21 protein-coding genes are annotated in these 25,047 nt (G+C 49.6%); 17 read left to right on the top strand and 4 right to left on the bottom strand.

Going from position 1 to position 25,047, the window contains the following annotated elements; genetic code table 11:
* Window positions 1-3 precede the first annotated feature (3 nt).
* Window positions 4-1,197: a nucleotidyltransferase family protein gene (locus Q0Y65_RS00160; protein ID WP_297955283.1), complete on the bottom strand. Its 1,194-nt coding sequence runs from the start codon at window positions 1,195-1,197 to the stop codon at window positions 4-6.
* Between the two features lie 238 nt (window positions 1,198-1,435).
* Between Q0Y65_RS00160 and Q0Y65_RS00155 the strand changes: the two genes are divergently transcribed.
* On the top strand, window positions 1,436-2,635 hold the full coding sequence (locus Q0Y65_RS00155; RefSeq protein ID WP_297955281.1) for an acetate/propionate family kinase: 1,200 nt from the start codon (window positions 1,436-1,438) through the stop codon (window positions 2,633-2,635).
* Between the two features lie 63 nt (window positions 2,636-2,698).
* Here Q0Y65_RS00155 and Q0Y65_RS00150 read toward each other — a convergent pair whose 3' ends face one another.
* The gene (locus tag Q0Y65_RS00150) at window positions 2,699-3,535 is read right to left on the bottom strand and encodes a DUF3737 family protein (protein ID WP_297955278.1); all 837 of its coding nucleotides are present in this window, start codon (window positions 3,533-3,535) and stop codon (window positions 2,699-2,701) included.
* A 182-nt stretch (window positions 3,536-3,717) separates the two neighbouring features.
* Window positions 3,718-4,521, bottom strand: a complete 804-nt coding sequence (locus tag Q0Y65_RS00145) for an AraC family transcriptional regulator (protein ID WP_297955276.1) — start codon at window positions 4,519-4,521, stop codon at window positions 3,718-3,720.
* A 258-nt stretch (window positions 4,522-4,779) separates the two neighbouring features.
* Here Q0Y65_RS00145 and Q0Y65_RS00140 point away from each other — a divergent pair, with 258 nt between their 5' ends.
* The 14 genes from Q0Y65_RS00140 to Q0Y65_RS00075 all read left to right on the top strand — a co-directional run bounded on the left by Q0Y65_RS00140 (window position 4,780) and on the right by Q0Y65_RS00075 (window position 20,810).
* Window positions 4,780-5,625 carry a pyridoxamine kinase gene (locus Q0Y65_RS00140; protein ID WP_297955272.1) on the top strand — a complete coding sequence of 282 codons (846 nt, stop codon included), beginning with the start codon at window positions 4,780-4,782 and terminating at the stop codon, window positions 5,623-5,625.
* On the top strand, window positions 5,622-6,017 hold the full coding sequence (locus tag Q0Y65_RS00135; RefSeq protein WP_297955270.1) for a hypothetical protein: 396 nt from the start codon (window positions 5,622-5,624) through the stop codon (window positions 6,015-6,017). Before Q0Y65_RS00140 ends, Q0Y65_RS00135 begins: the two co-directional genes overlap by 4 nt.
* Before the next feature lie 146 nt (window positions 6,018-6,163).
* Window positions 6,164-6,937 (top strand): RNA polymerase sporulation sigma factor SigG, encoded by a 774-nt coding sequence (gene sigG, locus Q0Y65_RS00130; RefSeq protein ID WP_297955269.1) that lies wholly within the window; start codon window positions 6,164-6,166, stop codon window positions 6,935-6,937.
* A gap of 118 nt (window positions 6,938-7,055) precedes the next feature.
* Window positions 7,056-8,156, top strand: a complete 1,101-nt coding sequence (locus tag Q0Y65_RS00125; protein WP_297955266.1) for a glycoside hydrolase family 88 protein — start codon at window positions 7,056-7,058, stop codon at window positions 8,154-8,156.
* 127 nt (window positions 8,157-8,283) lie between these two features.
* Entirely contained in the window at window positions 8,284-8,715 is a 432-nt protein-coding gene (locus Q0Y65_RS00120; protein ID WP_297955263.1) for an NfeD family protein, read from the top strand.
* 41 nt (window positions 8,716-8,756) lie between these two features.
* The gene (locus tag Q0Y65_RS00115; RefSeq protein ID WP_297955261.1) at window positions 8,757-9,734 is read left to right on the top strand and encodes an SPFH domain-containing protein; all 978 of its coding nucleotides are present in this window, start codon (window positions 8,757-8,759) and stop codon (window positions 9,732-9,734) included.
* 401 nt (window positions 9,735-10,135) lie between these two features.
* Window positions 10,136-11,443 carry an MBOAT family protein gene (locus Q0Y65_RS00110; RefSeq protein WP_297955259.1) on the top strand — a complete coding sequence of 436 codons (1,308 nt, stop codon included), beginning with the start codon at window positions 10,136-10,138 and terminating at the stop codon, window positions 11,441-11,443.
* Between the two features lie 13 nt (window positions 11,444-11,456).
* Window positions 11,457-12,950: a DHHW family protein gene (locus tag Q0Y65_RS00105; RefSeq protein ID WP_297955256.1), complete on the top strand. Its 1,494-nt coding sequence runs from the start codon at window positions 11,457-11,459 to the stop codon at window positions 12,948-12,950.
* Between the two features lie 9 nt (window positions 12,951-12,959).
* A complete protein-coding gene (locus Q0Y65_RS00100) occupies window positions 12,960-14,762 on the top strand; it encodes an HAD family hydrolase (RefSeq protein WP_297955253.1) in 1,803 nt (600 codons plus the stop codon).
* Window positions 14,752-14,994 (top strand): acyl carrier protein, encoded by a 243-nt coding sequence (locus Q0Y65_RS00095; protein ID WP_297955250.1) that lies wholly within the window; start codon window positions 14,752-14,754, stop codon window positions 14,992-14,994. The genes Q0Y65_RS00100 and Q0Y65_RS00095 overlap by 11 nt, the downstream gene beginning before the upstream one ends.
* Window positions 14,994-15,836, top strand: coding sequence for a metallophosphoesterase (locus Q0Y65_RS00090; RefSeq protein WP_297955248.1), 843 nt, complete (start codon window positions 14,994-14,996; stop codon window positions 15,834-15,836). Before Q0Y65_RS00095 ends, Q0Y65_RS00090 begins: the two co-directional genes overlap by 1 nt.
* 150 nt (window positions 15,837-15,986) lie before the next feature.
* Window positions 15,987-16,748, top strand: a complete 762-nt coding sequence (gene rlmB / locus Q0Y65_RS00085; protein WP_297955246.1) for a 23S rRNA (guanosine(2251)-2'-O)-methyltransferase RlmB — start codon at window positions 15,987-15,989, stop codon at window positions 16,746-16,748.
* 10 nt (window positions 16,749-16,758) lie between these two features.
* The gene (locus Q0Y65_RS00080; RefSeq protein WP_297955243.1) at window positions 16,759-19,293 is read left to right on the top strand and encodes a hypothetical protein; all 2,535 of its coding nucleotides are present in this window, start codon (window positions 16,759-16,761) and stop codon (window positions 19,291-19,293) included.
* 71 nt (window positions 19,294-19,364) lie between these two features.
* A complete protein-coding gene (locus tag Q0Y65_RS00075) occupies window positions 19,365-20,810 on the top strand; it encodes an LCP family protein (protein ID WP_297955241.1) in 1,446 nt (481 codons plus the stop codon).
* A 95-nt stretch (window positions 20,811-20,905) separates the two neighbouring features.
* On the opposite strand, the gene Q0Y65_RS00070 is transcribed toward Q0Y65_RS00075, so the two are convergent.
* Window positions 20,906-22,177 (bottom strand): aminotransferase class I/II-fold pyridoxal phosphate-dependent enzyme, encoded by a 1,272-nt coding sequence (locus Q0Y65_RS00070; protein ID WP_297955238.1) that lies wholly within the window; start codon window positions 22,175-22,177, stop codon window positions 20,906-20,908.
* Window positions 22,178-22,509: 332 nt separating this feature from the next.
* On the opposite strand from Q0Y65_RS00070, the gene Q0Y65_RS00065 reads away from it, so the two are divergent.
* Both Q0Y65_RS00065 and Q0Y65_RS00060 read left to right on the top strand, forming a co-directional pair.
* A complete protein-coding gene (locus tag Q0Y65_RS00065; RefSeq protein ID WP_297955235.1) occupies window positions 22,510-24,048 on the top strand; it encodes a transglutaminase domain-containing protein in 1,539 nt (512 codons plus the stop codon).
* Window positions 24,049-24,138: 90 nt separating this feature from the next.
* Window positions 24,139-25,047 (top strand): hypothetical protein, encoded by a 909-nt coding sequence (locus tag Q0Y65_RS00060; RefSeq protein WP_297955233.1) that lies wholly within the window; start codon window positions 24,139-24,141, stop codon window positions 25,045-25,047.

Here is a 25,047-nt window from a genome sequence, read left to right as displayed (position 1 = left end):
ACATTACTCCATATCTATCATTATTTTCGCCCTGTAGTCCTTCTGGGCAGAAGTTACGGTCTCAAGAGCCAGCCCGTATATATCGGAAGCCCTTATCTCCAGCTCGGCGAAACGCTCCGCTGCATCGCCAAGCTGCGACAGCTTTGCGATGGAGGAGCCGAAGGGTATCTTTGCGGACTCCTTTGCCCTTGCAAGTATCTCCCTTCCGCGCTCGTTGAAGGCAAGTATCCTTCCGTACGGCGGCAGCTGCTCCATATCCCCTTTGGTTATTCCGATGAGCAGAGCCAGCATTATCCGCCTTATCCTTGCCATTGTATATCTCTTTGTCTTAACGGTGAAAAGCAGCTCGTCAAGGGAGCCTGCCATTCTCGCGCCGTATATCCTGTGCTCAAGTCCCTGTCCCACATCGCAGATATCGGCGATCTCCTCCACGGTACAGGTGCGGAGCTTGTAGAGTATCACCCTTTCCAGACGGCTGAGAGAAGCAGTCTCGCCCTTCTCCACGGCTGAAGCTACAGCCGCAGCCCATTCCTTTGTGGTATAGCCCGCTATATCCTCGCCCCCGTCTATAAGCTCCCTCAGCATGGACGCACTGGCAAATCCGCCCTCGGCAGTCCTTGAATCATGGCCTGTCTTTTCGCGCATCACCGTAAAGGGCTCCATTGAGGAGCCGCTCTTTTTCAGCGCTCTCAGGTACTCCACCGCAAGGGTGTTGTTGGGCTCTGCTATTATGGCAGCCGCCTCGGGATCGTAGCCGTTCACAACGGAATTGAGGACTCTCGGGTAGGTATAGCCCTTTTCCATGATGCTCCGTATCTCATCGGCGCGGGTGACGGCCGCAAGATCAACGGTCTCCATTGCGCGGCGGAGCTTTTCCGTATCTCCGCACTCGCTTCCGAATGAAAGCTCGTCCACAGCGCCCAGAGCGTCAAGAAGATGAACGGCTCCCGAAGCGAAGTTCTCGGCGGAAGCAAGGCTGTACTGCACGGGGAGCTCTATTACGAGATCTGCTCCCGAGCGGACGGCAAGCCGCGCTCTTTCAAGCTTGTCCATGACGGCCGTATCGCCGCGCTGCACGAAGTTTCCGCTCATCACAGCAACGATATGTGTAGCGCCGTTCTCACGGGTCCTGCGGATATGGTAAAGATGACCGTTATGAAAGGGATTATACTCGCATATTATACCGCTGACTTTCATTTTACTACCTCTTTTCTCCGATTTCAATGATTTTCTGTAAATTTTTATCTACTTGACATATTATTCCTTTATCTGAACGCGGTTTTAGACGTTTTGCAACAGAAAAAACCATGCTTTTCCGCCCGTTACCGTCAAAAGCTCCCTCAGGGAGACTTAAATTTCAAAAAAGGACTTGCAATTTCTGAAAAATAGTATATAATAATATATGCAAAATATTTTTTGAAAGGAAATTACATATATGATAATCTTAGTTGTAAACGCAGGAAGCTCCTCACTGAAGTATCAGCTCATCGACATGAGCGATGAGAGCGTTATCGCCAAGGGCAACTGCGACCGTATCGGTATCGACGGCCATATCAACCACAAGACCGCCGACGGCAGAGTCCTCGATCAGGACTGCTCATTTCCCACACATACAGAGGCTTTCATGAAGCTGGTAGAGTGCCTTACTTCAGGTGACGCAAAGGTCATCGACAGCATGGACGCTATCTCAGCTGTAGGCCACAGAATAGTACAGGGTGCAGACGTATTCGACAAGTCTGTTCTCGTTACAGATGAAGTAATCGACAAGATCGACGAGCTCCGCGAGCTTGCTCCCGTTCACAATCACGCTCACGCACTGGCACTCAGAGCCTGCAAGAGCGTTATCCCCGCAAACGTACCCCAGGTAGTTGTATTCGATACAGCATTCCACCAGACAATGCCTCCCAAGGCTTTCATGTTCGGTCTTCCCTATGAGGACTACGAGAAGCTCCATGTAAGAAAGTACGGCTTCCACGGCACATCCCACAGATTCGTGTCAAAGGCTCTTGCCGAGGCAATGGGCAAGGACGTAAAGGATCTGAAGATCGTTTCATGTCACCTTGGAAACGGTTCCTCTATCACAGCTGTTGACGGCGGAAAGTCCGTAGATACATCAATGGGCTTCACACCTCTTGACGGTGTAGTTATGGGTACAAGAACAGGTTCTGTTGATCCTTCCGCTGTAACATTCGTTGCTGACAAGCACCACTTCACTCCCTCACAGATGAGCGAGTACATGAACAAGAAGTCAGGCTTCCTGGGCGTATCGGGCGTTGGTTCCGATAACCGTGATATCCAGGAGGCTGCCAATAACGGCAACGACAAGGCTCAGCTGGTTTCTGATATGCTGGCTTACGAGATCCAGAAGTACATCGGCGCATACGCTGCTGCTATGAACGGCCTTGACGCTGTTCTCTTCACAGGCGGTATCGGCGAGAACTCATGGGAAGTAAGAGAGCAGGTATGCCAGAACATGGACTTCTTCGGCATCAAGATCGATGAGGCTCTCAACCGCACTATCAGAGGCAAGCTCACAAAGATCTCCACTCCCGATTCAAAGGTTGAGGTATGGATCGTTCCCACAAACGAGGAGCTCCTTATCGCAAGAGATACCCTTGAGCTCATCTCAAAGTAAATTATAGCATAAAAAACAGCAAATAGCAATAAAAACCTGCACTTTACAGTGCAGGTTTTCTTTTTATCCGATGATGAGCTTCGTTCTTGAAACGTCCACCATTTTACCGTCCATTACGGCCTCGCCTACAGACTCCGCCTTTATCACGCCGCCCGAGGGATTGATGATACTGTCGATGCCGCCTATGATATCGGCGTTTACCGTTGAATACTCAAATGCAAGAGCGGTATTTGGCAGCTTGCAGTTCCTGAGTATAAGATTATCCGTGTAGCACATGGCCTGAAGGCTCTCCACCGTGCAGTTCACAAGGGTCACATTGCGGGAATTCCAGCAGAAATACTTTCCCCTGATAACAGAATCGTATATCATGACATTCTCGCTGTTCCAGAAGGCGTCCCTGCCTGTTATCACAGAGTTTTTCACGGTGACATTGCGCACTCCGTCAAAGGAATAGCCGCCTGTGAGCTCAAGTCCCGAGACCTCCATACCGTCGCTGTCCATAGCGAAATAGTCACCGCTGACCTTTGCGCCGTCTATACGGATATTGTTGCATTTCCACAGGGTCTCCTCCCCATTGGTGAAGGTCACATTGCAAAGACTTATACCGTTTGAGCGGCGGAAGCACTTGGGCGCCTCTATGACCGTATCCTCGGCCTTTATGTCCGAGACATACCACATTCCCGCACGGCTCTCCTCAGCGATGGTGCAGTTTTTCAGCTTTATGTTCTCGCTGTACCATATGGGATATTTGCACACAATGGTACAATCTGACAGTTCTATGAACCTGCTGTGCTTGAGCGGCGACTCCCCGTCTGTGAACGAAGAACCGCATATCCTGAATTCGTTGCCTTGAAACAGAGCCCTTTCCCCCGAAAAGTGCTCGTTGAGTATTTCTTTCATCATATCGCTCCTTATAGTAAGATATTTACTATTATACCACAGAGATCACCACAAAGCAAGCAGCCAGGAGTAAACATTCCGTTAACATTAAAAACATGAGATCTTGCAACACTTTACATTCCCCGTCCGTATGTTATACGGAATAATACATAAAAAGCTCCGCTTTCTGCGGAGCTTCTGTTTTATATAGCTTCCTTTTCCTGCCATTCCCTGCGGAATTCGGTAGGGGTCATGCCAAGTCCGTGCTTGAACTGGCGGTTGAAGTAGGAGGCATTGGGATATCCCACCATTGCCGCCACCTTGTTTATGGAGTACTCCGACTTTTTCAAGAGCTCCGCCGCCTTGTCAAGACGGCTGGTGATTATATCCTTTGATATGCTTATGCCGAAGGTCTCGGTATACAGGTGCTGGAGCCTTGAACGGCTGAGAGATACGTCCGCAGCCATTTCGTCCACCGTCCACGTTCTTGACGGCCAGCGGTATATGCTGTCGCGGAGCCACATCAGCTTTTCTATATACAGTCCCTCGTGGACTGCGCTTATCTTGCGCATATTCAATACGTTCTCATTTATCTTGCCCAGAAGCAGACGGAAGTAAAGGTCCACGGAATCCAGCCTGTTTGCGTTGGCAGAATAATACTCAAGACATATGCTGCGCAGCAATGATGTTACGTTTGAGATATCTGCGGCAGGAACTACCTTGTTAAGAGGGATATTCATTTCTGTTATCCTCTTTATCTCCTCATCGTCCGGAGTAAAAAAGATATTGTCCTCACTGTAATCGTCGTCATCACAGCGATAGCTGAAGGGCTGGTCGGGAGTTATAAGGATAAATGAGTTTTCGGGAGACGGTATCTCCCTGCCGTCTATATTGAATACGGCCTTTGCCTTCATGGCTATGAAAATCCAGACGCCTGCGCCTGTAGTACGTTCCATTACAAAATTCCGTGCTCTTTCATGATCGAGACTTATACTGTTTATCTTCATGCTTTTTCACCTTCATTGCTGCTTATATGCAGAGAAATCGTACTTAAATTCTATCATATGAGGGGAAGGAGTGTCAAACCTGCAATGGTACTATCATGTCATTTCAGACAATTTAATGACATATTTCTTCGCATCAGCGTTATCGTGCCTGACATATACAGCATAATAATTTCACCCACGCGGGCTGATATATTGACAAAGATAAGGGTTTGTTGTATAATCATTAGTTGATAACGCTATTTTGAAAGAATGATGATTATGAAAAAGGTAGTTTCAATACAGGATATATCCTGCTTCGGAAAATGCTCACTGACGGTCGCCCTCCCTATCATATCGGCCATGGGGATAGAGACTGCCGTTATCCCTACCGCAGTGCTCTCCACGCATACGGGCGAGGGCTTCAGCGGCTATACCTTCCATGACCTCACAGGCGACATACCTGCCATAGCCAGCCACTGGAAAAGCATGGATCTGCGCTTCGACGCGCTGTATACAGGCTATCTGGGCTCAATGGAACAGGTGGGTATCGTGTCGGAGTTCTTCGACGACTTCCGCACGGACAGCAATTATATCATAGTCGATCCCGTCCTCGGAGATGCGGGAAAACTCTATGCAGGCTTTACGGATCAGTTCGTGGAGAAGATGAAGGAGCTCTGCGCAAAGGCGGATTTCATAATACCGAATATGACGGAAACTGCCTTTCTTCTCGGTATCCCCTATACGGAGGATTACGACGAGGCATACGTCAGGGACGCCCTCCGCAGACTTGCGGAGTTTGGGTGCAGGACTCCCGTTATCACAGGAGTACACTACGATGACAAGCTCCAGGGAGCCGCCGCATACGACAGTGTGAACGACAAGTTTTACTTCTCTTTCGACAGGAACATCAATTCTCGCTTCCACGGCACAGGCGATATTTTCTCCAGCGTTTTCACGGGAGCCTGCGCACTTGGCAGAGACATACAGCAGTGTCTCGATATGGCAGTAAGATTCACTCTCGACTGTATCGAGGCAACTATCCCCAATATAGAAGAAACCTGGTACGGAAGCTGCTTTGAGCTGTGTCTCGGCAAGCTTATCGGCTATGTAAAGGAGCAGAAATGACAGATCTCATAAGATCGGCTGCCGGTTTTATAAAAGCGAACACAGACGCCGCCGATAGCCTTGATTTAGCGGCAGCTCTCGACGATATGATGAATTGCAGGACATACATAAACGACGCTCTTTCATCAATATACGCTATTACAGGCCGCAGCTGCGGTATTATCGCACCTGTTCCCAACAACGCTACAGCCTTTGTGCTTGTATCTGTAAGGGAGCTGCGAATAGCACTTGATGAAAAGTCCCGCGGCCTCGCCTGTGATATCGCCGATGTTCTCCGCTCAATGCCCGAAAAAGACGGTTTTCATGACAAAAAGGAATTGCAGAGCTTCAACACAAACTATATTCAGCCATTCAACAGTAAACACCTGTGCCATCTCCCTGAGATAGTGTAAGGCAGAAAGCTGTTAACACCCATGATGAATTAACAATGACCGGGTCTTAAATTACAGGCCCGGTTTTTTCATGCCATAAATTTCCCTGTATCACTTACGCGGTTACAGTCAATAATATCCTCGTAAAACCTTACGGAGGAAAGAAAATGGCATATAACAAAGTCGTGATCGCAGGGATAAATACTTCCGAGCTCACCGTGCTGAAGGAAGAGGAGAAAATGGCTCTCCTGAGAGAGATACGCTCCACAGGCAGCAAGGCGGCAAGAGATAAGCTCATAAAGGGCAACCTTCGTCTCGTTCTCAGCGTGATACAGCGGTTTACGGGACGCGGAGAGGATATAGACGATCTTTTTCAGATAGGCGTCATAGGTCTTATGAAGGCAATTGACAATTTTGACCTTACTAAAGAGGTGCGCTTCTCCACCTACTGCGTACCAATGATAAGCGGAGAGCTCCGACGCTACCTGCGCGACAGCAGCCATATCAAGGTGAGCCGCTCGCTCCGCGACCTTGCATACAAAGCCCTTCAGGCCAAGGAAAGGCTCACCGTAAGCCTTCAGCGGGAACCGAACATGGACGAGATAGCTGCCGAGATAAACGAAAAGCGTGCAGACGTCGTTATCGCCCTCGAAAGCATAAGCGATCCCGTATCGCTGTACGAGCCCGTATACTCCGATTCCGAGGACAACCTCTATATCATGGATCAGATAAGCGATATGAACGATGTGGAGAGCCGCATGGACGAGCTGACTATAAGAGACGCCATACGCGGTCTCGGTGAGCGCGAACGGAATATACTCTACCTGCGCTTCTTCCGCGGCAGGACGCAGATGGAAGTTGCAGGCGAGATCGGTATATCACAGGCGCAGGTGTCAAGACTTGAAAAAAGCGCCATAAACAGGATAAAGAACAGTATATAAGCCAGAAGCTCTCCGCGGAGAGCTTTTGCTGTTTTATATTGATTTTGATGAAGTTATGATGTATAATTATATCAGAATGGTGATTTATTCAGCGGTATCGCCGCGGGAGGTGAGAATTATGGCTAAATATGATGATATCATTACAAAATATACAGACGGTCTCGTCCTCCGTTCTGAGCCGTCGCGGCCGCTTTGGAACAATGACAGCTCCCTGTCTGACAGTGCTCCGCTCCGGGGACATACCGACAGCTGCATGATAACTGCATTGCTCATGCTCTATGACCTGAACGGAGACAAAAGGCTCCTTGACTATTGTATCAGATTCACGGAGGCATATGTCAGAGAGGACGGTTCTATCCCATCCATGAACTACGCCGACTACGATCTCGGAAATATTACCGGCGGCAGGAATCTTTTCAGACTGTGGAAGCTCACGGGGAACCAGCGCTTCCGCCTCGGCTTTGAAAAGCTCTGGTATGAACAGATTGTCCGCCACCCACGCCTGACCTGCGGCAACTTCTGGCATAAGGCAAGATATCCCGATCAGATATGGCTTGAGGGAGCATATATGGTGCTGCCGTTTATGGCGGAATACGCAAAGCTCCACAGTATGCGCGGAGTGGCCGAGGACGTTCAGCGGCAGTTCACCAATCTGAGGAGCATCATGCGCGATCCTGCAACGGGGCTGTATTACAGCGGCTACGACGATACAAACTCAATGCGGTGGGCCGACAGGATAACCGGGCTTTCTTCGGATCTGGCGCTGTACCCGAACGGCAGTCTGTGCGCCGCACTTGCGGACACCTGCGAGATAAATCCGTCCAACGATGTGCTGAGGAGACAGCTTGCAGAGCTGCTTGCGGATATGTCGCGGTACGTCACGGCCGAGGGTATGCTGCTGCATCAGCCCGTGCGCCCGGAAAACAAGGACAACTTCCCCGAGACAGGAGGCACCCTGCTGTTCGCTTATGCCGCTATGAAAGCCGCAAGGCTGGACATATGCGGAGACCATATCCGTCAGACAGGCGTGAGAGCCTTTGAAGCCGTCACGGATAAATACGCAGACAACAGCGGAGATATCCCTCTGCTGGGAAATATCGCCATTGACTGCGCTCCCTCGGGTCCTGCGGACTGCTGTGTCACCCAAAAGGCGGAAAAGAATGATGTAAAAGGCTTAGCTCCCTATATTATGGCATATACAGAATTGTATAAAAAGTAATTATTATACCCTCTGTCTAAAAATATTTGTCGCAATACTGCTCTTCATACTTGAAAAGTTCATACTTTGATGATATAATGAATTATGTAGGGATTACTACAAATAATTGCGAAAGGGGGAACTCGCCTTGAGTGTACTGTTTTGGGCTATTGCAGTTGTCGCTTTTGTGATCGCGGAGGTCGTCACGGTACAGCTCGTGTCGATCTGGTTCGCAGCAGGCGCTATGGTAACGCTTCTGCTGAGCTATTTCTATGAGCTTACCGCGCTTGAACAGCTGGGTATATTCATTATATCCTCTTCAGTCTTCCTGCTGCTGAGCGTTCCGCTCATAAGAAAACGCAGGAAGCAGACATCTGTTGCGACCAATGCCGAGCTTGACGTCGGCAGACACGCCACGGTCATCGAGGAGATCAACGCAGACAAAGGTACAGGTCGTGTCACTCTCAATGGGGTAAACTGGAGTGCCGTTCCTGAGGACGAGAACATGATTATTCCCGAAGGGGCTATAGTCATAGTCACAAAGGTCATGGGCGCCAAACTGCGCGTAAGGCCGGAATAACAAACATTAACTATCCATAAGATCAATCGGAGGTATTTAAAATGGAACCATTAGGAATTATTGTTTTACTTGTAATCGTATTTCTCTTATTCGTTATAATCAGATCCTTCAGGATCGTTCCGCAGGCTCATGTGTTCGTTATCGAGCGTCTCGGTTCGTTCCACGCTGAATGGGAAACAGGACTCCACGTTCTCGTCCCCTTCATCGACAGGATCGCAGGCAAGGTATCACTGAAGGAAAAGGTCGTAGACTTCAAGCCTCAGCCCGTTATCACAAAGGATAACGTTACAATGCAGATCGATACGGTCGTATTCTATCAGGTAACCGACGCCAAGCAGTATATCTACGGCGTTGAAAGACCTCTGGCAGCTATCGAGAACCTGTCCGCCACAACTCTCCGTAACATCATAGGTGAGATGGAACTGGACGCCACCCTCACATCAAGAGACGTTATCAACTCCAAGATCACAGCTATACTGGATATGGCTACAGACCGCTGGGGTATCAAGGTAAACCGCGTTGAGCTGAAGAACATCCTGCCTCCTCGTGAGATCCAGGACGCTATGGAAAAGCAGATGAAGGCTGAGCGTGAGCGCCGTGAGAAGATCCTCCAGGCAGAGGGTGACAAGAAGTCACAGATCCTGGTTGCAGAAGGTGAAAAGGAATCTCAGATCCTCCGCGCACAGGCTAAGAAGGAATCCCAGATCCTCGAGGCAGAGGCTGAAAAGCAGGCTATGGTCCTCAGAGCTGACGCCGTAAGAGAGCAGAAGATCCTTGAGGCTACCGGTGAAGCGAGAGCTATCGAAATGGTACAGGAGGCTCTGGCCGAGAGTATCGTTAAGCTGAATAACGCTAATCCTAACGAGAGAGTTATACAGCTCAAGTCCCTCGAATCCTTCGCCAAGGCTGCTGACGGCAAGGCTACAAAGATCATTATCCCCAGCGAGATACAGGGCCTTGCAGGTCTTGCAACAGGTCTGAAAGCTCTTGTTGAGAAGGATACACCCGACGCACAGTAAGCATATTACCGAAAGCTCCCGTTTCTGCGGGAGCTTTTTTGTTTCACTACAGCTCCGTACAAAAATCCGCCTCTGAAAACAGGCTTTTTTGTGGCTTGATACGATTTTTGAAAAAAGCCTCCTTTTTTTGAAAATCGCCGTCTTTTTCTCTTGCATTCCTGCCGCTTTTGTTGTATAATAAAATGTACGGGACAATTATCCCGAAAAAAGCAGAAATACAGAGATTTTTATTTGATTTTAGTTTACCCGCCGGGCTTTATGCGGTACAGAAAAAAGATACAGAACAAAAGCAGCAAGGCGGTAGAACAATGGTTTTTTCGAGACTATTCTTTATATATATCTTCCTCCCTTTATGCCTTTTATGCTATGCAGCGGCAAGAGGGATAAAACAAAAAAACACGGTGTTGATCATTTTCTCGCTGTTATTCTATGCGTGGGGTGAGCCCGTATATATTTTCCTTATGCTTGTTACGGCGGCGGTTAACTATACTGCCGGACTGATAATCGGAAAATATCAGGGCAAAAAGGGTGATACTGCTGCGACAGTCACTGCTGTCGTATACGACCTTCTCATGCTTGGAGTATTCAAGTACAGCGGCTTTATCACGGAAAATATCAACGCCCTTTTTTCATGCTCCATACCCGTGCCGCATCTGAAGCTCCCTATCGGTATAAGCTTCTATACCTTCCAGACCATATCCTATATTATAGACTGTCACTGGGAAAAGGTGAAGCCCCAGAAGAGCTTCAAGAATTATATGCTGTTTCTGACCCTCTTTCCGCAGCTTGTGGCAGGACCTATCGTCCGCTACAGCACTATAGAGAAGGAGATCAATGAGCGCAGTGTGGAGCTCCGGGATATTTCCTGCGGACTCAACCGCATCGCCCTGGGACTTGCCAAAAAGGTGCTTATCGCAGACTCTCTCAGCACCATTGCCGACAGCTTTCTCGGCAATATCGGCGGTTCAACCATGCTGGGAGCCTGGTACGGAGTGATTGCCTACAGTATGCAGGTATACTTTGATTTCTCGGGCTATTCGGATATCGCCATAGGACTGGGCCGGGTTTTCGGCTTCCACTTCGACGAGAACTTCGATCATCCCTTTATATGCAAGGATATCACCGAATTCTGGCAGCGCTGGCACATATCTCTCAGTACCTTCTTCCGCGACTATGTGCTGTATATTCCCATATTCGGCAAGCGCAGGAAATACGGCGGACTCTTCCTGGTATGGCTCTGCACGGGAATATGGCACGGCGCAAGCTGGAATTTCATACTCTGGGGACTGTATTACGGCATTTTCGTGTTCATCGAAATGAAGATCGGCAAGAAGAACATGAAAAAGATCCCCGTTGTTATCAGACATATCTACAGCAAGCTTGTTATATTCATAGGCTTCGGCATATTCTACTTTGAGGACATAGGCAAGCTGGGCACATTCTTCAGAACCGCCTTCGGCTTCGGCAGCAACGGCTTCATCGCCGTGCAGGACAAGATATCCCTGATAAACAATATGTACCTGCTGATACTCGCCGTTATCTGCACTTTCCCTCTTATAAGCACGATCAAAAAGGTATCGGACAAGCGCTTCATGTCAAAGGCAGTCATTTCCTCTGCGGCGGCTGTTGCAGCTGTAATGATACTGGTAGTCACCAGCATAATGCTTGTGGACTCCACCACCCGTCCGTTCCTTTACTACAGATTCTGATGAGGCAAACAAAATGAATAAGGACAATAAAAACGTTCTGACCGTCAAAGATAAAAACAGACCGGCAGACGAGAATAAAAACGCTGCGCGTCCCGGGCCTGCCATCTCAATAGAGGCCTCAGACCGTGACAAAACAGCAATAGATATCCCTATAAAGGCAAAAAAGCTCAGAAGGCAGCGCCGCAAGACGGCTCTGAACTCAATAGCGCTGGCAAATATACTCCTCATGGGAGCAGTTTTTGCAGGAGGCTTCGTGTATGTTACCCTTCTCCCCCATGAGACCCGCGCCGACGACGAAAACCGTATGCTGGCAACCTTCCCGAAGTTCACGCCGAAAAACTATATCAGCGGAGAATTCACGGGAGGCATTGCCGACTACTTCGACGATACAGTACACGACCGCGCTCATATAAAACAGTTCATCGCCGATAACATCTCTCCCCTGAAGGGACGGAAATACGGCGACGGCGAAGACGGAGCGGAGCTGTACGGCAACGGTTTCGTCCCCAAGTCCACAGCAGCAGTCACAACTGCCGCAAAAACCACAAAGACAGCTGACAGCGCCGTTACCACAACGGAAACAGCAGCCGTTCCCGAGACCACCGCTCCTCCCGAGGAGGTCCCCGAACAGGGCGAGCTCACAAACAATATCCTCATCGTCAACAAGAGAGGCATAACCCTCTACGGCGGCGCATGGGGCACGGAAAAGGAGTACGCTTCCTTCGTGAACCAGTACAAGGAGGCTCTCGGCAGCAAGAACGTCTACTCAATGGTGCTGCCCACATCCAGCTCATTCTACCTGCCCGAGAATTACGCAAATCTCGCCTACAGCGAAAAGGCTGACTTCGACAGCATAGAGGAGTCACTCAGCGGCGTTATCCCCGTGGACGCTTACAATATACTCAACGCCCACAAGGACGAGCCCATCTACTCGCGGACAGACCACCACTGGCAGCCTCTCGGCGCTTACTACGCAGCCGAGGAATTCGCCCTCATGGCAGGCGTCCCCTTTGCGGATATTTCCGAATACGAAAAAGTTACCCTGCCGGGATATGTGGGAACTCTCTATATGTACACCCAGAGCGCTACCCTTCTCAATAATCCCGAGGATTTCGTTTACTACAAGCCCAAAACTCCCGTTACCGTTACACAGTACAATACTCGTTTTGAAAACCCTGTGGCAGCCAATCTTCTCCTTGACCCGTCCTCCATGCCCAATTCGGGATATTACATGGTATTCGGCTCGGACGAGAGGATAGTCCACGTTAATACAGAGTGCAAGAACGGCAGAAATCTCGTTATCTTCAAGGACAGCTACGGCAACGCCCTGCTGCCCATGCTGACAAGCTCCTTCGAGAACATATATCTCTGCGATATACGTTATTTCGACCTCAACGCCATCGACTTCATCGACAGCGTGGAAGCTACGGACGTACTTTTTGCCATGTGCTCATTCTCAGCTGTGGGAGGCAACCGCAGCTGCATACGCAATAACCTGACAAAATAAGGAGATAAAATGAAAGAACTCAACTTTCCGTTCGACGGCAAGGACATAATACGCAGGAGACTTGCGCTGAAAAAGGCGCTGCTCTCAGACGGCACTGTCCGCGTCAAGAAAAAGGTCGCTGTGCTGGGGGGCTCAACGACAAACCACGTTGTTTCCGCACTGGAGCTGTTCCTGCTGAATTTCGGCATAGAGCCCGAATTCTACCAGTCGGAATACAACAAGTTCTATGAGGACGCAGTTTTCGGCAATCCCGAGCTTGACAGCTTCGATCCCGACATAATCTATATCCATACTACCTCGCGTAACCTTACCATGCTCCCCGAGAGCCCTGCCGAAAAGCCCGAAAGCGTTCAGCAGCGCCTTGACGAGCAGTTCTCGGTGTTCAGACAGGTCTGGGACAGCCTTACACAGCGCTATTCATGCCCCATAATACAGAACAACTTCGAGCTTCCCCTGTTCCGCAGGACGGGAAGCTTCGACGGCTGGAGCGTAACGGGACAGGCCGCCTTCATTCAGCGCATGAACGTCATGCTCTCCGATCACGCCCGCACTGCTCAGGGACTGTATATCCACGATATCAACTACCTCTCCGCTGTGTGCGGACTGGCAAAATGGCATGACGCCGAGGCATGGTATCTCTACAAGTACGCCATGAGCACCGCTGTGATACCCGATCTGGCCTACAGCCTCGCCTGCATAATCAAGTCCATATACGGCAAGAATCACAAGGTCATAGACCTTGATCTGGACAACACCCTCTGGGGCGGAGTCATAGGCGACGACGGTCAGGAGGGCATAGAGATAGGTCCCGAAACAGCTGTGGGACAGGCTTACAGCGAGTTCCAGAGCTTCATAAAGGGCTACAAGGACTACGGCGTGCTTCTTGCGGTATGCTCGAAGAACGAAAAGGAAAACGCCATACTCGGTCTGGAGCACCCTTGCAGTGTGCTGAAGCCCTCCGACTTTGTGTCCCTGAAAGCCAACTGGGAGCCCAAGGACCGCAATATCGCCGAGTCGGCCGAAGAGCTCAGCCTCGGTCTGGACAGCTTCATCTTCGTGGACGACAATCCCGCGGAGTGCGCTATCGTCGAGGGACAGCTCCCCATGGTGCAGACAGTGAACCTCAGCAACGTCCATGACGCCATGTACAAGCTCACAAGAGGCGGCTACTTCGAGGTCACATCCGTATCCGAGGACGATATGCACCGTTCCGAGATGTATGCGGCAAATGCAAAAAGAGCCGCCCAGAGAAAGCAGTTCGAGAGCTATGAGGACTATCTTCTCAGCCTTGAGATGAACGCTGTGATCTGCGGCTTCGAGCCGGTATATATACAGCGTATCACCCAGCTCACCAACAAGAGCAACCAGTTCAACCTCACCACAAAGCGCTACAACGAAAACGAGATAAAAGAGGTCAGCGAGAGCGGCAATCATATCTGCTTATGCGGAAGGCTCCTTGATAAATTCGGCGACAACGGCATAGTCTCCGTGGTCATAGGCAGGATTCGCGGAGATCAGCTGGATATCGAGCTCTGGCTCATGAGCTGCCGCGTGCTGAAGCGCGATATGGAGCTCGCCATGCTTGACGAGCTGGTCCGCCATGCAAGGGAAAAGGGCATAAAAAGGCTCAACGGGTATTACTACAAAACTCACAAGAACAATCTCGTTTCGGAGCTCTACGGCACCTTCGGCTTCACAAGGGACTGCGTCGCCGATAACGGTGATTCGCTCTGGCATATGGATATCGAAAACTACGAAAACAGGAACAAAGTAATAAAAATAAGATATAAGGAGAACAATGATGAACAATAACGAAATAGTTACACGACTCAACGAGGTATTCCGCGATGTTTTCGGAGACCCTTCCATTTCAGTCACCCCCTCCACCACCTCGGCAGATATCGAGGACTGGGACAGCATCGAGCATATCAACCTGGTGGCTGCCGTTGAGAACGAATTCGGTCTGCGCTTCAAGATGCGCGAGGTATCGGGCATGAAGAACGTAGGCGAGATGATGGACATAATCGCAGAAAGAGGAAAATAATGTCAAAAAAGAAAAAGAAGCTGCTGATATTCGGAATTATTCTTCTGGTACTGTCGCTGCTTTCCGCATGGGGATTCTCCATGAAGCCCGTAAACTACAGTATCAGTACTCCCAGGCTGAAAACGGGAGTCAGGATAGTATTCATATCAGATCTGCATAACTGCTTTTACGGCGGCACCGATCAGTCGGGGCTCCTGGACGAGATACACGAAGCAGATCCCGATATCGTCATATTCGGCGGCGACGTCATTGACGCCTGGGGCGGCACAAAGCACGCTCTGAAGCTCATGACTGTGCTAAGTCACGAATATCCCTGCTTCTACACTCCCGGCAATCACGAGGAGCTGCGTGACGACACGGAGGAGTTCTACAAGGAGGTACAGGGTATCTGCCCCGTGCTGATGGGAGACTTCGCCGAAACTGTGGTCAACGGCGAGACTGTAAGGATATACGGCGTTCTCGACTCTGTAGAGCGCGGCGCTCACAAAACTCAGCTGGAGGAGTGCTTTGATACCCTTGACGGCAATTACTACAATATCCTTCTTGCTCACCAGCCCGAACAGATCGACGCATACTTAGGAGAAGGCCTCAATAACAGCGAAAACTTCGACCTTATCCTCTCGGGACACGCTCACGGCGGACAGTGGAGACTTCCGAAGCTGCTGGATCAGGGACTCTACGCCCCCGATCAGGGCATTTTCCCCGACTACACCACGGGTATGTATGAGTACGGAGACACAACTCATATCATAAGCCGCGGACTGGCAAGGCCAATGAGAATGATATTCATACCCAGGATATTCAACCGCCCCGAGCTCTCCGTAATAGATATAAACAGATAAAACGGAGGCTTTTCCGGCGGTATCATGCAGTTTTTAAAAAAGACTTGTAATTTCAGTACAATAATGGTATAATAAAGAATGATTTCCTTTTACGGAGATCCTACTACACAGAACAAAAGGAGCATGGGCATTTCGCGCCCGCTGTAAGATATGGAAAAAGAGAAAAGATCAACAGAGATGTCCGAAAATATAATTTGCGGACGAAATCCCGTCATCGAGGCCCTTAAATCAGGTGCTAACCTCGATACCATTTACATAGACGGGAACGGCGGAAGTCTCGGACTTATCCGCAGAATGGCAAAGGAACAGGGCGTCGTTGTAAAGGACGCCGACGATAAAAAACTCTCACGCCTCTCGGGCGGCGCTTCCCATCAGGGAGTAGTTGCCGAGGGCGCCTGCGGAGAGTATGTGACTGTGGAGGATATCCTTGCAGTCTCACGAAACAAGGGCACAAAGCCCTTCATCATCATATGCGATGAAATCGAGGACCCTCATAATCTGGGGGCTATTATCCGTACTGCCGAGACCTCGGGCGCTGACGGAGTAATTATACCCAAGCGCAGGAGCGCTTCTCTCAATGCTACGGTATTCAAGACCTCGGCAGGAGCTGCAAGCTATGTGCCTGTGGCAAGAGTATCGAACCTTGCCGCCTGTATCGACACCCTCAAGGAAAACGGAGTGTGGATATACGGCACAGACGCGTCGGGCTCCGACTGCTACGAGACCGACCTCACAGGAGGAACAGGTCTTGTAATAGGCTCTGAGGGCTTTGGCATAAGCAAGCTCATCGCAAAGAAATGCGACTTCATGATAAAGCTTCCCATGCTGGGAAGGATCAATTCACTCAACGCTTCCGTTGCGGCAGGCATCTTCATGTATGAGGTGCTGCGTCAGCGCAGGGGAAGCAAATAAGGAGATAATTATGTCGGAACAGAAACCATCGCTGGAGGCTATTCTTGACGAATACTCTCCCGACAGCAAAGCCCCGAGAAAAAGAGTGGGCAGGGTCGATGCCCAGAAGATACTGAACTCTACTGTTGAATCTCCCGACATCGTTGAGAAGGCCAAGTCGAGGCCTCCCGTCTCTCATGAAAAATCAGCCCTTTTTGATAACGCTCTGCGAAGCGATACTCCCGCGGACGACGTAAAGCCTGCCGATCTTTCAAGGCACAAGATAGCCGTTGTAAGCGCGGACGCCATGAGTGAGATACGCACAAATCCTCAGCGCAAGGTCATTCCCTCGGGAACTATCACTCCCGTGCAGATGACTCCCGATGAAGCTCCTAAGATAAGGAGAATGAGCGATTCCACCAGAGCCAAGGAAGTGCAGAGCGCCAAAAAGCGCAGCAGCAAGAAAAGACGGGGCAAGAACAACGATTATACATACGCAAGGGAGACTCCCGAGGGTGAGTATATGTATACTCCGCCCGAGTTCAAGAAGAAAAAGCGTACAAGGATACAGATAATAAAGGCTGCCGAAAGCCCCGAGGGCAAAAAGCAGATAACAGATATAGTCCCCTCACCTGCCGCAGTTGAAGCTGCGAAGCCTGTGGAGCCCGCTCCGAGAGCAGAGCTCACAAGTATCAATCTCAGCGAAAAGGCCGATATCAACGCAGGTCAGCTTGATGTACACATCACGCAGGGAGCAGACGAGTATATGTCCATGCACTCCAAAGCCAAGCGCACCAAGCGTATTGTGGACTTCAACTACTACGGAGACGTTGAGGACGTGGGAAGGGATATATACGAGCTGAAAAGCACCATATCCGTAAGGGTGCTCATACTTGCCATGACGGCATTCCTGAGTCTCTTCATGACGGTGTCGAACCAGTTCCAGCTGCCCATACTGGATCTCTTCAGTATGTCCCATATCAAGCCTTATCTGACCATACACCTGATACTGGGCGTTATTTCCGTGCTTTCGTCTATGGCGGTCATCACAAAGGGAATGAGGAAGCTGCTGAGCTTCAAGGCGGACAGCGACTCCATGACGGCAGTCACCGCGTTATCCTGCCTCATAGCCATTATCCCTGCCTTTATGCGTCCCGATCTCGTAAGATCGGAAAACATACACATATATATGCCCGTAGGCATACTTGCACTGCTGATAAACGCCGTTGGAAAGCTGCTTATCATCAGACGAGCCGCCAGAAACTTCAGGTTCGTATCCAAGAACTTCGACAGACACGGAGTCACCTACGTCACCGACGAGGACAGAGCGGAACGAATCACCAGAGGAACTCTCGGAGACTTCCCTATCATGGCTTCCATGAGAAAGACAGACTTCCTTACGGACTTTCTGAGATATACCTACTCATCGGATATGACCGACGATTTCTGCCGCAAGGCTTCACCAATATGTCTCATAGCCTCAATAGTGGTATCTCTCTTCCTTACATTCTTCTGCAAGGGCACATTTACAACACTGGAATCCGCAGCCTTCGGCTTTTCTATATTCAGTATGCTCATATGCGCTACATCGTGTATCGCAATGCCCTTCGTGGTCAATATCCCCCTTGAGAACGTTTCAAAAAGCGCTATCGGGAATAAGGGCATAATGCTGGGATATCAGAGCGTTGACGACTTCTATGACACCAATTCCATACTCATAGACGCAAGCTCTCTCTTCCCCGAGGGTACTGTCAGACTTGACGGTATCAAGGTATTCTCCAATACCAAGCTTGACGAGGCTCTACTCGAAGCAGCCAGCCTTACGGCTACCGCAGGCAGCATAATGTCCCAGCTCTTTACCGACGTTATCGCAGGCAGAAACGGAGACATTTATCCCATTGAAAATTACTCCTACGAGGAGGGCATGGGTATGTGCGGCTGGATAAACAACAAGAGAGTCCTTTTCGGAAATCGCGAGCTCATGACAAGCCATAATATCGAGGGCCTCCCCACAAAAACACAGGAGGCGGAATTCGTTGACAGCCGCAAGGACGCCCTGTATCTTTCTATATCGGGCAATCTTGCAGCAATGTTCGTGGTGGATATAGTTGCGGACCGCTACGTCAAGAGATGGGCTAAGAAGCTCTGCAAGAACAAGATATGTATGTTCATAAAGAGCATAGATCCTTGCATAACCCTCAAAAAGCTCAATACCCTCTTCGGTATCCCCGAGGAGATGGCAAGGATACTGCCCAAGAAGCACCATGAGGACTTCTATGAGGAGACAAAGAAGGCTGTACGTCTCAGCGCTTCAATGGCTACAACAGGCAAATTCGCCTCACTTGCCGAGCTTCTCATAGGTACTAAGGTTGTACACACCTCAGCCATATTCGGACTTATACTCCAGTCGGCTTCCATACTGCTGGGATTTGTGCTGTGTATGCTGCTGATACTCTCTAAGGCTTTCCAGTCCAACTTCGTGTATATGTCGGCAACTGCCCTGACAGTATACAATGTGGCCTGGGCGGCACTTACCTACATCGCGGTAAGTCTGAAAAAACCATAAACAAACAAAGAACCTGTATCGGCGCAAGTGCCTGATACAGGTTCTTACAGCATTAAAAGAAAGGGATCATCATGCCAAACAGATATAACGGCAGAGAGCCGGACAACATAAGAAATACAGACGACGAGGATACAATGCTGCTTCCCGGCGGGATAGAGAATTACAGCGAACCCAGAAGCAGTCTGCCACCGCTTAAAAAAGTCAACAGAAGAAGCAATACACCAACTGCTAACAAGCCTTCAACGGCACAGGCTCCAGCTCCTCAGTTCCCTCATACGGAGCAGCCGCCGCAGTTCCCCAAAACTCAGCAGCCTCCTCAGTTCCCACAGTCATCTGCGCCGCCGACTCAGCAGCAGTTCGACTACAGCGACCGCCGCTACTATGACTACAACCGCGAGTCGCCTCAGCAGCACGGCAGTCAGCCCGCAGGAGGATATGCTCCTCCCCCGCCCCCTGTGGCTCCCGCTGCTCCCCAGCCCCAGCCATCAGGCAGAAAAAGGCCTTCTTCCACGGGAGCCGACGAGCCTCCGAAAAAGAAGAAGAAAAAGCGCAGACACAAGTCACTTGCAGGCAGGATAATCCGCAGACTGCTCCATATCGTGCTCATACTCTTCCTGCTGCTTTTCGGTATATACTCCTGTACCTCGGTATGTCTCATACGGAAGGTTAATCAGCAGCCTACAGGCAGACGTAATCACTATGCCGATTCCGTTGGCAGAGGCTATGTCCGCAACGTACTGGTCATAGGTACAGACGGCAGAACATCAGAGGATCGCGGACGTTCCGACTCCATGATACTTGTCTCTCTCAACAGAAAGACCAATGAGATCGTAATGACCTCCTTCATGCGTGACTGCTATGTGGAGATCCCGGATAACGGCTGGAACAAGCTCAATGCTGCATACGCCTTCGGCGGTCCAGAACTGCTGATGGATACCATAGAGTACAATTTCGACGTCCGTATCGATGACTATGTTTCGGTGGACTTCGTATCCTTCGCCTCGGTCGTTGACGCTGTAGGCGGTATAGATATAGAGGTCTCAGACGCAGAGGCCGAGGAGATAAACGTTATACTCATATCAGAGGTAAACGAGATAATGGGCGACGACAGAAATGCCGATCTTCTCAGCGGAGGCGGAAAGCTCCACCTCAACGGCAAACAGGCTCTTTCCTACTCCCGTATAAGAAAGGTTGGCAACAGCGACTTCGAGAGGACGGAGCGCCAGCGCCGAGTTATGTCGCTGATACTTGCAAAGCTCAAGACCTGCCGTCCATCCATGTTCAAGAACCTTGCGTCAGACGTCATACCCGATGTCTCAACCAATATGACAGGTCTGAAAATGTACCTTCTCTCCCTGCGTCTGCCGCTGTGTATGGGCTATGACACCAAGCAGGTGCAGATACCTGCCGAGGGTACCTACTACGGCGCTGATGTGGACGTAGGAAACGTTCTTCAGGTGGACTTTGAGGAGAACAAAAAAGTTATAGACAGCGAAGTATTCGCACAGTCCAAATAACGGTATAAACCAGCCCCGAAGCATATGTTTCGGGGCTTTTTACTATGCAAAACAATAAAAAAGCCATGATACTTACGTACCATGGCTCAAATACATTATTCCGCAAGAAGCTTCTCGGCTGCTGCTATCTTTACGCAGATAACAAAGAGCTCCATAGCCTTTGCAAGATCCTCTATGGGAGGATATGTGGGAGCGATCCTGATATTCTTGTCCTCGGGATCCTTTCCGTAGGGGAAGGTAGCTCCGGCACCTGTAAGAGTAACTCCTGCCTCAGAACAGAGCTGAACTATCCTCTTTGCGCAGCCCTCGGGAGCGTTGAAGGAAATAAAGTAGCCGCCCTTGGGATCTGTCCAGCTGCCGATGCCGAAAGGAGCGATCTCCTTATCCAGTACATCGCACACAAGTCTGAACTTGGGAGCTATGATAGCCATATGCTTCTTCATGTGCTCCAGCATATTTTCAAATGTGCCGAAGAACTTCACATGGCGGAGCTGATTCATCTTATCGTAGCTGATTATGCTGATGCCGAGATATTTCTTCAGCTCGTTGATATTCTCCTTGCTGGCGCCCATAACTGCTACGCCTGCGCCGGGGAATGTGATCTTTGAAGTGGAGCCGAATACATATACGATATTCTCGTTGCCCACCTTCTTGGCCTCGTCAAGGATATTCAGTATGTACCTGGGATTATCGTTAAGGTGATGTATACAGTAGGCATTGTCCCAGAAGATACGGAAATCCTTTGCGGCAGGCTTCAGTGCTGCGAAACGCTTTACTGTCTCGTCACTGTAGCATATACCGTCGGGGTTTGAGTACTGAGGAACGCACCATATGCCCTTTACGGACTCGTCCTTTACCAGCTCCTCTACCATGTCCATATCGGGACCTGTGGGAGTCATGGGAATATTAATCATCTCAATGCCGAAGAACTCAGTTACCTTGAAGTGTCTGTCATATCCGGGCACGGGACAGAGGAACCTGATCTTTCCGCACTGCGACCAGGGCTTGCTGCCAAGGATACCCTTGTTGAAAGCGCACTGTACAGAGAAGAACATGGCATTGAGGCTGGAATTGCCGAAAATAATTATCTCGTCCTCTTCAACGCCAATCATGGCGGAGAAGAACTTCTTAGCCTCGGGGATACCGTCGGGAACACCGTAATTGCGGACGTCTGATCCGCACTTGCTCATAAAGTCGCCGTCATCAAAGGCCCTGAGCATATCAACGCTCAGCTCAAGCTGCTCCTTACAGGGGTTTCCTCTTGCCATGTTAAGACAAAGCCCCTGACCCTTGAAGTCGTTGTAGAGCTTTTCATTCTCGCTTTTGAACGAGAGAAGCTGTTCCTTTGTCATCTGTGATAAAATCATTCTCGGTATCTCACCTTTCAAATATTATTAAGCGCAGTAAAATGCACAAAATCTCCACATAACAGTATATCACAGCATTCACCTATTTTCAAGAGACAATATAACAAATAATAATGCAGGAAAACTCTGTTTTTTGTGTCATTCCGCACTATTCGGCTATATATAGCGGTATTCCTGTTTGGAATAGCATTCTGCACTAAAAAGGCAATGTGAATTCTCAATGAAAAATCAGAAACAGCCATTGACTTTTATGGACATTTTGTATATAATAAAAGTATAAAGAAAGATTATCAGGGGATGGGAATTAATTGCTTCAATTAGGAGGTATCTGTATGAAAAAATTAATCTCATCGACAATCTCATTCATTACATCAGCCGCACTTCTCATGTGTGCAGGTTTCGGTGTTTCGGCAGCCGAAAGTCTGGCAGAATCCGCTGAACCGTCTCTGACGGAAAACGAGCTTTTGCTGAGTGATTTTGATACGTCAGTCATGTCGCTGCCCGAATATCCTTCACTGGAATCCAATTACTCTGAGGGCTCCTATAACTACAAGGATATCCTTGACACGAACAATCTTGCGGTATACAATGCCTTTGCAAAGCTGAACGGGCCTTCGGTCACTCCCATAAGTATAAGGCTCCCACAGACTGTCACCTTCAAAGTCTCTGCCCTGCCCGGTTCACCGAATTTTACCGAGGAGGACAGCGCTACATACGAAGCGGCCATATTCGGCAACTGCAAGCCCGGCATAGACGCTGCTATATTTGATATGCCCGAGCTGTACTGGCTTGAACCGGGCGGCATAAACATCGGCCTCGGAGGCGATACAACCAGCAGCTCCAACATCTGGACGGGACAGTATACTCTCAGGGTAAGGACTCTTGTGATAACTCCCGCATATCTCAGTGCATTCTCGTCCATGGACGAGGCGATCGAATACGGCGACAAGCTCACCGAGGCAATAGACAGCTTTCCTGTTACGGGCAATGACAAGTACGAACAGCTGAAGAGCATACACGACTATATCGCCAATTTCACATACTATGACACCTCTGCACGGTTCAGCAGCTCCCCTCTGGGTGCTCTCGTGGAGCCGGGAGTTGTATGCGAGGGCTATTCTAAGGCCTTCAAGCTCATGTGCGACAAACTCGATATTCCCTGTATATGCGTCTTCGGCAATATGAATTATGATATAAACACAGGTCATATGTGGAATTATGTCAGGATGGAGGACGGAAACTGGTACGCAATGGACGTGACATGGGACGACGTTGACGGAGAGAACGGCCGCGAAGTAAAGTACGATTACTTCCTGAAGGGCTCAAAGAGCTTCTTTACCAATCATACTCCCGAAACTGATTTCCATATAACCCAGTTCGTCTACCCTGACATATCCGAAACCAATTACGTCCACACCACTTCTCCGGGCCCGGAAACAACAACAACAACAACAACAACTACTACTACTACTACTACCACATCTACGACCACAACAACATCAACTACGACCACCACTACAACATCTTCCACCACTACATCAACTTCTACGACCACAACAACGTCAAAAACCTCCACTACCACTACTTCCACCACATCTTCTACAACAACGACTACAACTACCACATCGACCACTACTTCCACAACAACAACGACCACTACAACTACTACAGCTCCGCCAAAGCCTCTTGAAGGCGACGTAAACAGCGACGGAAGCGTCAATGTGGCCGATCTTGTTTTCTACCACCGCTATCTGCAGGGATTGGAAAAGGCAAACAAGTACTGCGACATCAACCACGACGGCACAGAGGACGTTTTCGACCTTATAGCTCTCAGAAGGATACTGACAGAGCTGCTGGCACCTTCGACCTGAAAACAACAGGCTCCGATAAACTCGGAGCCTTTTCAACAGACCGCCGGAATCATACTCAGAAAGGGCTTCATTTTTGAAGCATGATACTCTATGAACGATCACACAAATAAAAACCGTGCCTCCGCTGTCATCATCTATCTTCTGAAGCGGTGGTCACTGGTATTCCTGCTCATATTTACTCTCATTACGGGAGTTGACGCCGCTTCCGCTCTTTTAGGCAGCGGCTCCACAGGCGGCTCTGTGCTGTTCAGACTTGTCTTTGCAGCTGTTGCCTCCGTTATAGTCAATATCGTCATATCCCTGTTCATAGCTCCGCGCATGAACAAGAAGTACAGGATCTTCCGCGGCCTTGTCATGCGTATCGCCGAGGACGGCTATTCCGAAACCCTCATTGACGAAATGGAGAAGGAACTCACCAGCTGTCTCGCGGATAAGGAGCACAACCGGCTGTACATATCACAGTATGCCATGTTCCTTGGCGAGGCCTATATCTCACTGCACCGCTATGACGAGGCAGAGGAAAAGCTGAATATGGCCGATATGGAGTACATGGAAAGAGCTGCCGAAAACAAAGCCGACCTCAACGCGCAGCAGAATATGATAATGCTCCATGTGCTGCTGATACAGCTGTGCTCCGCAAGAAAGGACGTCGGCCAGACCGAAAAATGGTTGAGCAGCGGCGAGAAATACTTCTCGCGTATGCGCGGAAAGAACGACTGGGTAAACTACTTCATAGATACTGCCTATTTCGAGTCCCTTCTGGTACACGGACAATACGAGAATGCCATGAAGCTCCTTGAAAAGTACGATAACGTAAAGCCCATATCCTTCGGTATCACTCTTGATAAGGCACGCTGCTCTAAGCTCATGGGCAATACCGATAAGGCGGCAGAATTCTTTGATACAGCATACAAGCTTGCAGCCAATAACTGGCGCAGAAAAACCGTGGAGCTTGAAAGAGACTCCCACACGGATATAAATGAAAGCGAAAAGAGCTGA

The sequence above is a fragment of the uncultured Ruminococcus sp. genome (genome assembly GCF_947301925.1).
Taxonomy (GTDB): Bacteria; Bacillota; Clostridia; order Oscillospirales; family Ruminococcaceae; genus Ruminococcus.
The sequence above is the reverse complement of the archived record's forward strand: the minus strand, read 5'-3'. Positions and strand labels throughout refer to the sequence as shown.

Bases quoted from the DNA above. Each gene is read 5' to 3' on its own strand.
- Q0Y65_RS00100 (WP_297955253.1), top strand. From the start codon at position 12,960: ATGAAAGAACTCAACTTTCCGTTCGACGGCAAGGACATAATACGCAGG.
- Q0Y65_RS00150 (WP_297955278.1), bottom strand. From the start codon at position 3,535: ATGAAAGAAATACTCAACGAGCACTTTTCGGGGGAAAGGGCTCTGTTT.
- Q0Y65_RS00115 (WP_297955261.1), top strand. From the start codon at position 8,757: ATGGAACCATTAGGAATTATTGTTTTACTTGTAATCGTATTTCTCTTA.
- Q0Y65_RS00070 (WP_297955238.1), bottom strand. From the start codon at position 22,177: ATGATTTTATCACAGATGACAAAGGAACAGCTTCTCTCGTTCAAAAGC.
- Q0Y65_RS00145 (WP_297955276.1), bottom strand. From the start codon at position 4,521: ATGAAGATAAACAGTATAAGTCTCGATCATGAAAGAGCACGGAATTTT.
- Q0Y65_RS00065 (WP_297955235.1), top strand. From the start codon at position 22,510: ATGAAAAAATTAATCTCATCGACAATCTCATTCATTACATCAGCCGCA.
- Q0Y65_RS00160 (WP_297955283.1), bottom strand. From the start codon at position 1,197: ATGAAAGTCAGCGGTATAATATGCGAGTATAATCCCTTTCATAACGGT.
- Q0Y65_RS00155 (WP_297955281.1), top strand. From the start codon at position 1,436: ATGATAATCTTAGTTGTAAACGCAGGAAGCTCCTCACTGAAGTATCAG.
- Q0Y65_RS00080 (WP_297955243.1), top strand. From the start codon at position 16,759: ATGTCGGAACAGAAACCATCGCTGGAGGCTATTCTTGACGAATACTCT.
- Q0Y65_RS00095 (WP_297955250.1), top strand. From the start codon at position 14,752: ATGAACAATAACGAAATAGTTACACGACTCAACGAGGTATTCCGCGAT.
- Q0Y65_RS00075 (WP_297955241.1), top strand. From the start codon at position 19,365: ATGCCAAACAGATATAACGGCAGAGAGCCGGACAACATAAGAAATACA.
- Q0Y65_RS00125 (WP_297955266.1), top strand. From the start codon at position 7,056: ATGGCTAAATATGATGATATCATTACAAAATATACAGACGGTCTCGTC.
- rlmB (WP_297955246.1), top strand. From the start codon at position 15,987: ATGGAAAAAGAGAAAAGATCAACAGAGATGTCCGAAAATATAATTTGC.
- Q0Y65_RS00140 (WP_297955272.1), top strand. From the start codon at position 4,780: ATGAAAAAGGTAGTTTCAATACAGGATATATCCTGCTTCGGAAAATGC.
- Q0Y65_RS00060 (WP_297955233.1), top strand. From the start codon at position 24,139: ATGAACGATCACACAAATAAAAACCGTGCCTCCGCTGTCATCATCTAT.
- Q0Y65_RS00105 (WP_297955256.1), top strand. From the start codon at position 11,457: ATGAATAAGGACAATAAAAACGTTCTGACCGTCAAAGATAAAAACAGA.
- Q0Y65_RS00090 (WP_297955248.1), top strand. From the start codon at position 14,994: ATGTCAAAAAAGAAAAAGAAGCTGCTGATATTCGGAATTATTCTTCTG.
- sigG (WP_297955269.1), top strand. From the start codon at position 6,164: ATGGCATATAACAAAGTCGTGATCGCAGGGATAAATACTTCCGAGCTC.
- Q0Y65_RS00135 (WP_297955270.1), top strand. From the start codon at position 5,622: ATGACAGATCTCATAAGATCGGCTGCCGGTTTTATAAAAGCGAACACA.